At 47.0% G+C, this 15,432-nt stretch carries 4 protein-coding genes; all 4 read right to left on the bottom strand.

The window, feature by feature from the left end:
* Nucleotide 1: 1 nt before the first annotated feature.
* A complete protein-coding gene (locus tag CLV42_RS32060) occupies nt 2-664 on the bottom strand; it encodes a methyltransferase domain-containing protein (RefSeq protein WP_106606034.1) in 663 nt (220 codons plus the stop codon).
* A 21-nt stretch (nt 665-685) separates the two neighbouring features.
* Nucleotides 686-8,815 carry a condensation domain-containing protein gene (locus CLV42_RS32065; protein WP_106606035.1) on the bottom strand — a complete coding sequence of 2,710 codons (8,130 nt, stop codon included), beginning with the start codon at nt 8,813-8,815 and terminating at the stop codon, nt 686-688.
* On the bottom strand, nt 8,812-12,174 hold the full coding sequence (locus CLV42_RS32070; RefSeq protein WP_106606036.1) for a non-ribosomal peptide synthetase: 3,363 nt from the start codon (nt 12,172-12,174) through the stop codon (nt 8,812-8,814). The genes CLV42_RS32065 and CLV42_RS32070 overlap by 4 nt, the downstream gene beginning before the upstream one ends.
* Nucleotides 12,171-15,432, bottom strand: a 3,262-nt coding sequence (locus tag CLV42_RS32075) for a non-ribosomal peptide synthetase (protein WP_146154542.1), incomplete at its 5' end; no start/stop codon positions are given. The genes CLV42_RS32075 and CLV42_RS32070, both read right to left, overlap by 4 nt.

Consider the following 15,432-nt stretch of genomic DNA (forward strand, 5'->3'; position numbering starts at 1 on the left):
TTCAGGGGCGCTGCAGAACGAGTATCAGCCTGTCGGCCGGTTCTTTTCTGAAATACTTCGGGATAACATGTTGTTCTTTTATGCTGAATCCTGCAGTAAGCGACGCTGCTATCACAGATTCATTATCTGAAGGCCGCTTTCCTGAAAACAGTATCGGAAGGCCATAGTCACAAACATTATTGATAAAAAGATATCCGCCCGGGCGGACCAATGCGAACAATCTGGCAAGCAGACTTATATAGTCAACGTAGTTCAGCACCTGGGAAATAATGATATTATCGAATACTTCACCAGCTAACTGCTGCTGCAGATCCCCGGCGAAAGACGCTGCATTCATATCAAGGTTGAGCAAACGGCAATTGCCCTGCTGCTGTAACCATTCCACGGCATCACTGTCATTTTCCAGGAAAGTGATACTGGCTGACGAAGGCAGTACTTCCCTTAACTCAGGGGAGTATAATAAAGGAGTGAAAAAGGGGCCGATTTCCAGCAGATCACCTTTCAGGTGTTTCCTGTTCTTCAGCAAATAGGGGATCAGTCTTCTGCCGCCCATTACCATTCTTATGCGGGCATCACGGTCAAATTCCTCACCAAACCGGTTGTCTGTGAGGGGCCATCCACTCCATTCAACCATATATTTTTCCGGGATTAAAGCTTCGATCATCTGGGTTTCTTTAGTGGGTTGTTAATAAGATTCATCAATATCAGACATGAAATGAATTTGCTGCTTTTCGATGCGGGCAGCCTGGGTATCTTCCATATAACTGATCCTACGGAGCAATATACCGGGGTCAGTAACAACACTGGTTAACAATGCTTTCAGGTCCAGGAATAGCTGTTCTATACGTGATGTATCAAACAAGTCAGTATTATATTCAATATTGCCGGCAATACTGCCTTCGCTTTCTATAAACTGGAAACGGAGATCACCTTTACTGATATGCAGTTCTGGCAATTCTGCATGTACGGTCACTCCATCCATAGTCATATCCTGTCCCTTGTTCAGTTGTATATTCTGCAGGATCACGGTGACATCGAAAACGGGATTACGGGAGATATCCGTACCAGCACCCAGTTCTTCCACGAGGTGATCAAAGGGATACTCCTGGTGTGCATATCCTTCCAGGGCGATCTTCTTTACCTGTTCCAGGTAACTACTGAAGGTTTCGTCACCCGTTAGCTTTGTGCGTAATGCGATCGTGTTGAGGTAGTACCCTACCTGGTTCTCCAGGTCCGGATGTTCTCTTCCTGCTACAGGCGTGCCAATGATAATATCTTCCTGCCCGGTGTAACGGTGCAATAAAGTCTTCACTAGCGTTACCAATCCCATGAACAAGGTACAGTTACTGTTGTTCAGCAACTGCCGGAATCCATCCGCAAGTGTTGCTTCGAGGTTGAAATGGAAATGCCGGCCATTATATGTCTGAACAGCGGGTCGCTGGCGACCGGAAGTCAGGGACAAACGGGGCAGTTCCCCTCCCAGCCTGGATAACCAGTATTCCCTATGTTCTTTGAATACAGGGCCGTTTGACGATTCCAGCTGCCAGACGGCATAGTCCCGGTATTGTATCCTTAAAGGAGAAAGCGCGGCTGTTGTACCTGTGAGTGCGGCATTGTACAACAACTGCAATTCTCTCAGCATGATCTGCATAGACCATTCGTCCGAGATGATATGGTGGATGCCAAAGAGCAGCGTATACGATGTTGACCCTGTCTTTAACAGTTGCACTCTTAACAGTGGTCCCTTATCCAGTTCATAAGGAGTACCTGCTATTGCCAGTTTGCGTTGTTTAATCTTTTCCTGTTGTGCAGGGTCGGCAGACAGGTCTTCATAAATCATATCAAATCCGGTGCTGTCAACCGGACAAATACGTTGCTGCGGTTCGCCATTTACCAGCACGAACACGGTTCTAAGACTTTCATGTCTTTCCAGCAGGCACCCTAGTGCCGTTGATAATACCTGCGGCTGCAGGTTCCCTTCCAGGTAATACACTTCAAGGCCATTAAAAGGCTGTATTTCGCCTAAACGCTGGCAAACCACCCATAACCTTCGCTGTGCATGAGAAAGCTGATAAAAGGTACTTTCCTGCGATTTCCTGATCTCCTGATACACGGCCTTTTTTGCATTATCCAGCAGCGCTGCCTGTGCAGCGATAGTCGGGTGATTAAATGCATCACCGATGGTCAGCTGTACATCCAGTTCTTTATAAATACGCGAAATAAGCTGTATTGCTTTCAGCGAGGAGCCTCCTGCTACAAAGAAGGAGATATTCCTTCCAATGCGGGATACCCCCAACAGGCGTTGCCATATACCGAGTAACACCTGTTCCGTGCCATTCTGAGGCACTTCATACTGCTCTCCGTCTATGACGTCTTCAGGCCGTGGTAACTTCTTACGGTCTACTTTCCCATTCAGATTGAGCGGGAAACTTTCCATCCATATATAATATCCGGGCAGGTGGCTGGCAGGTAACTCATTGGCCAGCTGCTGCCTGAGCGCTTCACTGTCCCAATGCTGACCGCTGTAGTAACATAACAGGGTCTGTTCATCTTCTTTTTCGTGCAGCATCAGCTCCACCTGCGTTATGCCGTTCAGGTTAAGCAAGGTGCTGCGGATACCCGCGAGTTCTATCCGTACCCCATGTAGTTTGATCTGTTCATCACGACGTCCCAGCAGTTCCAATGTACCGTCTTTCCTGAAACGCCCCAGGTCTCCCGTGCGACAAACAAGTTCTTCCCGGTCCTTCACCAACGGATTCTGTATGAAGAGTTGCCTGGTCTGGGTAGTGTCAATATAACCCTGCGTCAGGTACGGGCTTTTGATAAACACTTCTCCTATCTCACCCTCCACACATAAAACATCATTGCTGATCACAGCAACACTGGTATGACTAATGGGGCTACCCGCAGGAATCACCGCTCCTGCCTCATATTCTCCTTCAGGAATCTCATAGTAACATTTCAGAATAGTTGTTTCAGTCAGACCATACATATTGGTCATACGGGCGATAGTATTGATCTTTTTCCACTGATTGATATCACGTCCATACAGCTTTTCTCCCGCCAGTACGATCTGCCTCAGGGAAGGCAAATTACAGTGTTCCTGTAAGAGACTCTTTGTAATGAGCCGGAACAAGGAAGGTACTGTTTGCAGGATGGTGATGCCTGTATCTGATAACCAAGGCCCCAATTGATAAGGTCTGTAACGATCTTCCGGTGCAGGCATACAGAGTGTTGCACCGGCTGTTAATGCTACCAGGATATCTTTCAATGAAGCATCAAATGTAACAGGCGCCAGTTGACTGATACGGTCAGCAGCAGTAACGGCGTAGTGTTCCCGATGCCAGTGTATATAGTGGGCAAGGCTGTCAGTTCTGCCGACAATACCTTTCGGGGCACCAGTTGACCCGGATGTATAGAAAATGTAGGCGGCATTATTGCCGATAATTGGTACAGGACTAGTGTGTGTTACCGGGATGTCAACTTCCTGGTAGTTTTCCCCTTCAAGTTTCATCAGCTGCAGTTCCTGCGAAGCCACTGCAATAGCAGAAATATCATCCAGCTCCAATCCTTTTACCAGAGACCCCATAGATGCCGGCATTCCCAACAGGTATGGTGTTACAGCTATGCCCGATAATTTTTCGACATGTTCTGATCCCACGATCAGTATACCCGGACGCTGTGCTTCCAGTATATTTTTCAACCTGCCGACAGGTTGATCAACATCCAGCGGCATATATATAACACCGGCTTTCAGACAACCAAGTAAGGCGGTGACCAGGCGAATACCGGCAGGTAATAATACACCTACGATCTCTCCAGGCACTATTCCCAGCGTATACAATACATCCCTTAAACGGTTACTGTCTGCTTCCAGACTTGCATATGTAATGCTTTCCAATGGTGTTTCGACAGCATATTTTGCAGGATACTCTCTGGCAATTGACGAGAATACAGTGTGTATGGCTGGCAATTCCTGTACCGGTATTACTTTATCAAAATCTGCTGCCGATGCTGGCATTAAGTGATTATGATACACATGCTGTTTTAATGGTAAACCAGGAGTTGTTATGATGGAAGCCAGCAGCCGATCCAGGTCTCCAGCCATATTAGCCACCCGCTTCTCATCGAACAATGCTGTATTATATTCAATACTACCTTCCAGTAAACCATTATCCAACGCAAACTGAAAACGCAGATCTCCCTTGCTGGTTTTTACATCTACCCGCTCTCTTTCCACGCTCAGTCCCTGTAATGCTGCTTCCGGCCCCTCATGCACGCGGATATTCTGCAATACGACCACTACATCAAACAGGGGGTTTCTGCTCTGGTCTGTTCCTGCCCCCAAATCTTCCACTAACGCATCAAAAGGATATAGCTGATGATCAAAGGCAGACAAGGCGGTTTTCTTTACCCGCTGTAACAGCTCTCCAAAATGGATATCACCGGATACCTGCGTACGCAAGGCCAGGGTATTGAGATAATAACCAATCTGGTCTTCGAGGTCCGGATGATCGCGACCTGCCACCGGCGTGCCAATAATGATATCTTCTTCTGCAGTGTATCTGAACAGCAAAGCTTTTACCAGTGCAAGCAATCCCATGAAAGGGGTAACACTTTCTCTTTCGAGGTAAGCCATAAATGCATGGGCATTCGTGGTGTCAATACTGAAACCATACTGAACACCGTCGTAGGTTCGGGTTTCCGGCCTGGGGCGGTCCATTGGTAATATCAGCCGTGGTAAAGGACCTTCCAGCGTATGTAACCAATATTGCTGCAGCGTTTGAACAGCGGTACCTGAAAGCTGCCTGCTATGCCAGGCAGCATAATCACGGTACTGTATTTTTAAAGGAGACAGTGAAATGTCGCGTTTATTACTATAGGCATTATAATGCACCAGCAGCTCTCTCAACATCAGCTGCATAGACCATTCATCAGAAATGATATGATGAATGCCGAACAGCAGTATATATGACTGTTCGCCTGTCTTTACCAACTGCACTCTCATGAGCGGCCCTTCTTCCAGATTATACGGCGTTCTGGCTATTGTATTGATCATCTCGGGAGGGACTGTTTCAAGCTCCGCATACTTCACAGCAAAACCACTTTCTTCCAGCGTGCGTATGCGTTGCCTAGGAGATCCGTCTACCAATACAAATGTAGTGCGGAGACTTTCATGCCTTTGCAACAAGGCGTTGAAAGCTGCTATCAAAGCTGCTTTATCCAATGTACCCTGCAGCCGGTATATTTCAAGTCCATTAAACGACAAGGAAACATTTTCCTGTTGTGCTGCTATCCAGATCCGCTTCTGGGCATGCGACAGATCATAGTATTCCTGTGGCTGTACCGGGGGAATAGTCTGATATAATGCCTTCTGCGCTTTGCTTACCAGGAGAGCCTGTGCCGCAATTGTAGGATGATCAAAGATTTCCTTGATACTCAGATGCACTTCCATCTCTTTAAAGATCAGGGAAATAAGCTGTATAGCTTTCAACGAAGTGCCTCCTACCACAAAAAATGATTCTTCGCGTCCGATACGTGTTAAGCCGAGTAAACGTTTCCACAGCAAGCTGATATCCTGCTCTGTTCCTGGCAAAGGCGCCTTGTATTTGTCGCCGGATAACAGTGCTTCCGGCTGGGGTAATCTTTTACGGTCTACCTTCCCATTAATGTTTAACGGAAAAGCCTCCATCCATAGATAGTATGCCGGCAGATAGCTTGCGGGCAGCTGTTGTTCCAGTTCCTTCCGTAATACTTCGCTCTTCCACTCCTGTCCTGTATAATAACAAACCAGTACCTGCCCCCCGTCTTCCAGCTGCCGTACGATCAACTCTGTCTGCGTAATGCCTTCCAGTTGCAATATGGTACTGTTTATCGCCCCCAGTTCTACCCTTACGCCATGAAGTTTTATCTGGTCATCGTTACGTCCCAGTAATTCCAGCATACCATCTTCCCGATAGCGACCAACATCACCGGTCCGGCATACGTATTCCACACGGTCATTCACCAATGGGTTCTTTACGAATAATGTTTCTGTCAGCGCAGGATCTGTATACCCCAGACTTACAAAAGGACTTTTAATATACACGTCCCCTATTTCCCCTGCCACACATAGCACATTATTCCTGATAACAGCAATACTGGTATTAGAGATCGGCTGTCCGACAGGCACAATATCGCCTGCGGCTCCTGTCCATTCTACTACCGGATAATAGCTTTTCAGTACTGTCGTTTCTGTGAGACCGTACATATTCACGATCAATGCATCATTACCGTTGATTGCTTGCCACTGCTGAATATCCCGTCCATACAATCGTTCTCCTGCCAGTACTACCAGACGGAGCGACCGCAAACGGCTGTCAGCCGATGCCAGTTCTTTGATGATAAGCCTGAACAGAGAAGGTACTGTCTGCAGGATTGTAATATTGCTTACGGCCAACCACTGTACCAACAAAGCCATCTGAAAACGTTCTTCCGGCTCAGGAATGCAAAGTGTGGCGCCGCTGGTTAACGCTACCAGTATGTCCTTCAGTGAGGCATCAAATGTAGCAGGCGCCAGCTGACTTATCCTGTCCTTACTTCCCACCTCATAGGTTTCCCTATGCCAGTGTATATAGTGCGCAAGGCTCCGCAGATCCCCTTTAATTCCTTTGGGGGATCCCGTTGACCCGGATGTAAAGAAGACATAAGTGCCTGCATATGGAGGAATGATCTCTCCACTTAGCACAGGCAATGCAATGCCACTCAATACATACCCGGTCCCATTATAAGCGTACAGCTGTAATTGCTCTGCCGAATTATCTATTAACGAAATATCATCCAGCTCCAGGCCTTCCAGCAACGCAGTAGTTAATCCAGGTACTCCGAGCAGGTAAGGCACTTTGATCTTCAGTTGCTGACTGATTGCTTTTACATGCTCCAGGTCTTCCATGCCTGTAATAAGAACCTGTGGGGATTGCTCCTTCAGTATGTGCAAACTCCTGGTCAATGGCTGTTGTATGTCAAGTGGCATATATACGCCACCACTATGCAAACAGGCAAGCAGGGAAACAACCTGCCTTGTTCCGGAAGGCAGAAATACACCTACACAGGTCTCTGGTGTAACACCAAGCAAAATCAGCAACTGTGCCAGGCGCCGGCTTCTCTCATCTAACATGCTATAGGTCAGTTGTTCTTTGCCTGAGGATATAGCAATATTTGCAGCAAACCTGCGCGCGGTTTCATTAAGCACAGTATGTAATGCCGGATATACAGGAGCCGCCATCACTTTATCAAAATCTACTGCTCCCTGCGGCATCGTCTTATCATGGTATACATATTGTTGTAATGGCAGTAAGGGGTTAACAAGAACGGTAGCCAGCAGACGGTCAAGATCTGCGGCTATTACAGCTATCCTTGATGCATTGAACAAATCCGTATTATATTCAATACCACCTTCCAGTATGCCATTATCATAGACAAACTGAAAGCGCAGATCACTCTTACTGATCTTCAGATCTACCGCCCTGGTATCTATTGTAATGCCATTCATGGCAGGAAAAGCACGCTGACGCTGCTGCTCACTCTGCATGATCACGACCACATCAAACAAGGGATGCCTGTTAGGTTCTGGTGTAATGCCAAGGTCTTCCACCAGCTGATCAAACGGGTATATATCGTGACTAAACCCATTTAATGCGGTTGCTTTCACATTTTCCAGCAGATGATCAAATCCTGTAGTGCCATCCACTCTCGTTCTCAGCGCCAGTGCATTCAGAAAGTTGCCGACCACTCCATCCAGATCGGGATGTTCACGACCTGCTATGGGTGTACCGATAATAATATCTTCAGCCGCTGTATAGCGATACAGCAACGCTTTCACCAATGCCAGCAATCCCATAAAAAGTGTGGCACCTTTTGACTGCACATATTGCTGTAACTGTGGGCCGGCATTATCACTAAATGTAAAATTGTATTGTGCGCCATGATAGGTCAGCACATCTGCTCTTGGTTTATCCAATGGTAATTGCAGTACCGGCAGTTTGCCGCTGAGATGATCCAGCCAGTAACTACGATGTGCATTTATCTTTTCTCCCTGCAAATGCTGCAACTGCCAGGCCGCATAATCTTTAAACTGAACAGGAAGTGGCGATAGCGCTGGTTTCGTATTCGTATCAAAAGCATTATACAGGAGCAGCAGTTCCTGCAGCATTACCTGCATGGACCATTCATCAGAAATAATATGATGCATGGATAATAACAACATAAACTGTTGTTCGCCTGTTTCCAGGATATTTACTTTAAACAGTGGCCCTGTCTGCAGGTTAAAGGGAGTATTGGCAACAGCCTCCAGGTAATCTTCTGCATTATCGGGTCTGCACCACACTACTTCGAAACCACAATCATTGAAAGGTATGATGCATGATTTCGGCATACCATCTGTTACTACAAACACTGTGCGCAGGCTCTCATGACGCTCAACCAGTGCCTCAAAGGCGCTGGACAAGGCCGTTTTATTTAACGGCCCTTCCAGGGTATATACGGTGAACATGTTGTAGGTAAGCTGCCCCTGTCCTTTCTGTTCCAATAACCACATCCTCTTTTGTCCGGGCGACAATTCATAACAGGTGCTTTCCGCTACCTGTGGGATCTCCCGAAAAGTGGCGTGCTCAATATTTTTCAGAAAGCCTGTGATCAACTCCTTATTCGATCTGATCTCCGCAATCAGCTCCTCAGTCAGTACACCGTCAGGCGCAGTAATACTGAGCTTATCATCTTTCAGCCTGAGTTGAACTTTTAATTCCTTTAACCGGGAAAGTAAACGCTGGATGCTCATAAAATGATCTCATCGGTTTTATTGGTGCTCAATTTTTCATATTGACTATCCCTGGCCCATTCCATAATCTCTATTTCAGCATAGAGATCGGCCAGGGTGGGCAGCATAAACAGGTCACGCAGTTCCAGTTTCAGTGATAGTTCTTTCTGTATCCTGGATAATACAAGTATGGCTTTCAGGGAATGTCCGCCCAATGCAAAGAAGTTGTCGGTAATACCTACCCGTTCCACGCCCAGTACTTCTTCCCAGATAGTAGCCAGCAATTGCTCTGTCTTATTTCTGGGAGCTACATACTGTACCTGCTTACGTTCCGGTTCAGGCAACAGGCTACGATCTACTTTTCCGTTCGGCGTGAGCGGAAATTCCTCCAGGCGAAGAATATAAGCGGGTACCATATAATCCGGCAGATAACGACGTAGATGCTGCTGTATGGTATCTTCCGATACATTGTCCTGGCTGGTATAATAAGCGGCCAGGTATTTCTCATTCTCCCGTTCAAAGGCACATACAATTGCATGATTGATGCCTGCATATTGCAGCAATATATGTTCTATCTCCCCCGGCTCAATCCTGTATCCGCGTATCTTCAGCTGATGATCACCACGGCCATAATACCTGAGGTAGCCCTCAGCTGTCCAGCAACAGATATCACCTGTATCATACATGCGTTCTCCCTGACGGAAAGGGTTATCTATAAACCTGCCTGCAGTCAATTCCGGCTGTCCGAGGTAGCCGTCTGATAATCCGGCGCCACTGACAAACAATCTTCCGGGTACACCCACCGGTAACAATTGCCGGTTAGCATCCAGCACATATGCCTTCATATTGGAAATCCCCTGGCCAATCAGTATAGCATCTGCTGCCTGCCTTACTTTATGCCAGGTAGCATACACAGTTGTTTCCGTAGGACCGTACATATTCCATAGGGTACCGCAACGATCCAGTAAACGTTGTGCCAGTGAAATACCAAGGGCTTCTCCGCCGGTAATTATCTTCAACCCGGGGCGGCCTTTCCAGCCGCTTTCTGTGAGCAGATGCCACATACCGGGTGTGGCCTGCATCATTGTAATATCATCGTCTAAAAGCGTCTGTAATGCATCTGTCGAATATACCTCATCACCTGTCGCCACAACGAGCTGACTGCCGTTCACCAATGGTAGCAGCAATTCCACTACAGACATATCAAATGAGGCGGTTGTAACCGCCAGCCATTTATCTGTTTCATTAATACCTGTTTCGTGACTCATTGCCTGCACCAGGTTATAAAGCGCTGCATGATTGATCACTACGCCTTTCGGCTGCCCGGTAGATCCGGAAGTATATATGACATATGCGAGATCATCAGGAGCTATCATTGCAGCCTGCGACGTTGCTGCATTATTGTATATCGTCTTGTTATTAACAATTACAGTCTGCCCATCATAGTTGGATAAGAGTTCCTGTAATCCTTCACTGGTCAATACAAGGCTGGCGCCACTGGCATTCAGTATCTGACAGATACGTTCTGCCGGCGCATTATAGTCTATCGGCAAATAAGCGACACCTGACTGTAAAACACCCAGTATTGCAAGAGGCAACCACTCCGTTCGCTCCAGTAGAATACCCACAGGCGCCTTATCGCCGGGCTTCTGCTGTTGTTGCAGATAAGCTGCCAGCAAGCCTGCTTTTCTTGCTAACTCGCCATAGCTTAGCTGGATTCCACCGGCAACAACAGCTGTCTTCTCCGGATGTAATGCCGCCTGCTTTGCAATGAGTGCCGGTACCGGAATAAATGGGGGAAATTCAACTGAAGTATCATTGAACTGTTCAAGTATCAATTGCTCTTCAGCTGGCGCTATATACTTCAGATCACTGATAGCTGCATCTGGTGACACCACTACGCTTCTCAGCAAACCTTCCAGGTGGGCTACCATGCGTTCTATCCTGGTACGGCTGAAAATGTCTTTGTTGTATTCCAGTTCTATCTGCAGGCCTTCGGCTTTTTGCTTGAAGTAGAATGTCAGGTCAAACTTGCTTCCTGAGAGAGGAATATCCAGTTCCTGTACATCTACACCAGGCAGTTTAAGCGGTATGCTTTCATTCGCATCCTGCAGTACCACCATTACATCGAATATGGGAGAGCGACTGATATCCCGTTTAAGGCCCAGTTCTTCTACAAGCAGGTTGAATGGATAGTGCTGATTGGCATAAGCCTTTAAAGCCATCTCCTTTACACTATCCAACAGATCATTAAATCCTTTCTTTCCATCCAACTGCGTACGTAGGATCAATGTATTCACATAAAAGCCGATCTGGTCTTCCAGGTCAGGATGTTCCCTGCCCGCCACCGGTGTTCCCACAATAAGGTCTTCCTGCCCCGTATAACGATATAGTAAGGTCTTTACAATAGCCACCAGTCCCATGAAAACAGAGGCCGTACGTTTCTGTACCAGCGTAGCAAATAACTGTTGTTGTTCTACCGGGATCATTGCCGTTACGCGTTCTCCGTTATAAGTCTGCACGGGCGGACGGGGATGATCTGCCGGCAGTTCAAGTACCGGCAATGGACCTTTCAAATGCTCCAGCCAGTAGTGCTGTTGGTCCTGCCCACTACTCTCATTCAATGATTCCAGTTGCCAGGCGGCATAGTCCTTATACTGGATCTCCAATGTAACAGGTTCTACGCCTATTCCCTGTGAATAGGCATCATATAATGATAGTATCTCTTTCACGAGCAACTGCATAGACCATTCATCTGCCACTATATGGTGAATACAGAAAGCAAACAGGGATACCTGCGGCGCTACTCTCAACAAGCATACTCTCAATAATGGGCCCTCCTGAAGATTAAAGGGCGTGGAAATGACATGCGCTATCCTTTCCCAGGCGGCTTTTGAAGGATCAGGCAGCGCCTGCAGATCCTCGTATAGTAGTTGACAGTCCGCATCTGATACAGGCAGTACTTTCTGACGAGGCTCACCGTCTGACAACAGAAACACCGTTCTTAAACTTTCATGACGTTGTACCACTGTCTGAAACGCCTTCTCCATTGCCCCGATATCGAGATTACCACGAATGTTGCAGATCATAGGTATGTTATACACTGCTGTGGTATCTCCAAACTGATCCATCAGCCATAAACGTCGCTGTGCATGTGATACCTGGTAGTGTTCCTGCTGTGGTACCGGTTTTATTTTCTGATAATTTCCTCCCTGCAGGTTGCGCAGGAACGAAGTGATGGCAGGCTTCTCTTTCTTTAGTTCCTGTATAAGTTCGGGCGTAAGTACCCCCTCAGGGGCACTGATACTCAGCTGACCATCTTTCAACTGGAGGCTTATCTGCAATTGCTTCAACCTGGCTAACAATAGGCTTATGCTCATAATACTATCTCGTCAATTTTTGTGGGATTCGTAATAGTGGTTACATCAGTTTGCGTGCTCTTAGCCCATATCAGCACGGCTATTTCATCATGGAAGTCTGAGAGTATGGGGTGCTGGAATAAACTGCTTAAATCCAGCTTTATTGAAAACTCTTTATGTATTCTTGACAATACCTGTATTGCCTTCAGTGAATGTCCTCCTAACAGGAAGAAATTGTCATCTATGCCAACTCTTGCAACACCCAGTATATCCTGCCATATAACAGCCAGTTTTCCTTCTGTTTCATTTCTGGGCGCCGTAAAATCTGTATTAACAGGAATTGGTGCGGGCAATGCATCCCTGTCTGTTTTTCCATTCACGGTGAGGGGTATGGCAGGCACCCTGATAAAATAGGCTGGTATCATGTATTCCGGCAGGTGATCCTGTAACCAGGATCTCAGCAGTGGCGGACTAACATCATCACCTACATAATAGGCGGCCAGCAATACATCATCCGTATTACCGAATGCGCATACGACTGCTTGTTGGATGCGCTCATGCTCCATCAGCAGATGAGCTGTTTCCGCCGGCTCTACGCGATTCCCCCTGATCTTCACCTGTTCATCAGAACGTCCGGTAAATTCAATATTCCCGTCAGCCAGCCATCTTCCTGTATCTCCGCTGTCATACATCACTCCTTTATGGAAAGGATTGGCGACGAACCGCGCCGCTGTCAGTGCTGGTAATCCCAGGTAACCAAGTGCAAGCCCCTCGCCTGCTATATATAATCTGCCATTGACGCCTACGGGCTGCAGACGCATGTTCTCATCCAGTATATATACCGTCCTTCCTGCGATTGGCTTGCCGATAGGTACAGCGCCTTTTGTGCCTTCTGTTACATGGAAAGAGGTAGTTACTACCGTCGATTCAGTAGGGCCATAGTTATTATACAATTTGCATACAGGTGAAGGTATATATCCCAATGCTTCTCCTCCTGTCAGCAATGTCAGATCTCCATTTAATGCCACTCCGCTGTTCAGCAGTGTTCTGCAAACAGCTGTTGGCAGGAAACTATGGGAGATATTGTGTGTTGTCAGGAAACTACCAAGTAGCTCCATATCCGTTCTTGCGGCTTCCGGCACACGGTACAAGGTAGCTCCGTTTAGCAAATAGGGCCATATTTCCCAACCGGAAGCATCAAAACTAACACCGGCAAATAAGGTGGCCCTGCTGCTTGTATTTACCTGGAAGGCCCTTGTATGCCAGTCGCACAACTGTACGATGCTCGCATGAGCAACCATCACTCCCTTAGGCCTGCCCGAAGATCCGGAGGTATAAATGACGTACGCCAGGTCATCTGCTTCCGGTATCGTAATATCCCAATCCTGCCCAACCTCTTCCCAGTATACATTTGCCGGTAATACTGTTACATCTTCGCTACTGAAGGGTATAGCAGACAGTGCAACTTTAACACCTGCATCTGCCAGCATATACCTGATCCTCTCTATCGGCAGGCTGGCATCGACAGGCAGGTATGCCGCACCTGCTTTTAACACACCTAACATCCCGGCAATTAACCACTCACTCCTGTTCATGATCAGTGCTACCGGTTCCTGTGATCTTACTTCACAGACAGTAACCAGGTATCGGGCCAATTGTGTAGAACGCTTGGACAATGTCCTGTAATCCAGCTCTGTATTTTCATCCAGGTAGGCAATTTGTTGTGGTGTACGCCGTGCCTGTGCTTCGAAACGGCTTACCAGTGTTTCTTCAGATGCCGCCGCTACCGGTCCGTTAAAGGTTTCCAGTAACTGATGCTTCTCTTCATCTGATAGTATTTCTACTTCCCTGACGATACAATCCGGATCTATCGCAAATGCTGCTGTTAGCTGTATGAAATGATTCCCCAGCCCTTGTATCCTTTCTCTATCAAATAAGGCCGTATTATATTCCAATGTAAGTCCTAATTCACCGTCTGTTTCTGTGAACAAAAAGGTCAGGTCAAACTTGCTGAAACCTGTTTCCAGCTTTATTTCTTCTGCGCTGATATCTTTCAACCCCACTGATTTCCTTCCGTCATGCAATACCATCATTACATCAAATAATGGAGAATGACTCAGGTCCCTCTTCAGCGACAGTTCCTTCAGTAAGATGTCGAAAGGATATTCCTGGTGGGTATATGCATCCAGCAATAGTGTCTTCACCTTATTCAGCAAACCGGTAAAACTAACAGTGGTATCCAGTTGCATCCGTAAGGCAAGCAGATTGACATAAAAACCAACCTGGTCTTTTAACGCAGGATGATCCCGTCCGGCCACCGGTGTGCCTACTATCATATCTTTTTGTCCCGAATAACGGTATAGCAGCACATATACCAGCGACAACAGGCCCATGAACAGGCTACTGTTCTCCTCCTTCAGTAATTGCTGCAGTGCTTTAAATGTAATGGTAGGAATAACGAAGTCAATACGTTCACCACTATAAGTCATAATGGGCTCCCTCTGCCTGTCTGTTGGCATAGACAACAGCGGCAGCGGCTCCTGCAGGAGCTGTGTCCAGTACTTTCTGGCTGCCACAGCTGTTCCCTCCCGCAACATCACTTGCTGCCAGGCGCTATAATCTTTATACTGTATAGTAAGGTTGTTTAATGCAGGTTGATTACCCTCCCGATAAGCATTATACACGGCCAATAGTTCTTCCATCAATATTCCCATAGACCACTCATCGGCAATGATGTGGTGTAACACGAGCACAAATACATATGCTCCGGCTTCCAACTGCCAGATACATGCACGTACCAGCGGTCCTTCTTCCAGATTAAAAGGAGTAGCCACTGCTTCTTCTGCCGCTTTTAACACCAACTGTTCTTTGTTTGTAACAGCCGACAGGTCACTATATGCGAGAACAAATGTCGTATCTGTAATCTGTTGAAAAGGGACGCCATGCTGATTGATGAACTTTGTGCGGAGACTTTCATGCCGACCGATCACATACCTGAATGCAGCTTCCAGTAATGGAATATCAATACTACCCTTCAACCGGTAACAGAGATGTATGTTGTAAGCAACTGCTACTTCCTTAAACTGGTCCAATACCCATAAACGATGCTGCGCATGCGATAAAGGATAATATTCCTGTTGTGAGATTACTGGTATAGGCTGATAGCCCGTCTGCTCACGTTGTTCCAGTAACAATGCAAGGGCATGTAATTCGGGGTGAAGGAACAGATCGCGTAACTCCAATCGTACGCCTGTCTGCTCATAAACACGGGATAACACC

It is taken from the genome of Chitinophaga ginsengisoli (genome assembly GCF_003014595.1).
GTDB lineage: Bacteria > Bacteroidota > Bacteroidia > Chitinophagales > Chitinophagaceae > Chitinophaga > Chitinophaga ginsengisoli.

Excerpts from the sequence above, each read along its gene's own strand:
- CLV42_RS32070 (WP_106606036.1), bottom strand. The coding sequence starts at position 12,174 with ATGAGCATAAGCCTATTGTTAGCCAGGTTGAAGCAATTGCAGATAAGC.
- CLV42_RS32065 (WP_106606035.1), bottom strand. The coding sequence starts at position 8,815 with ATGAGCATCCAGCGTTTACTTTCCCGGTTAAAGGAATTAAAAGTTCAA.
- CLV42_RS32060 (WP_106606034.1), bottom strand. The coding sequence starts at position 664 with ATGATCGAAGCTTTAATCCCGGAAAAATATATGGTTGAATGGAGTGGA.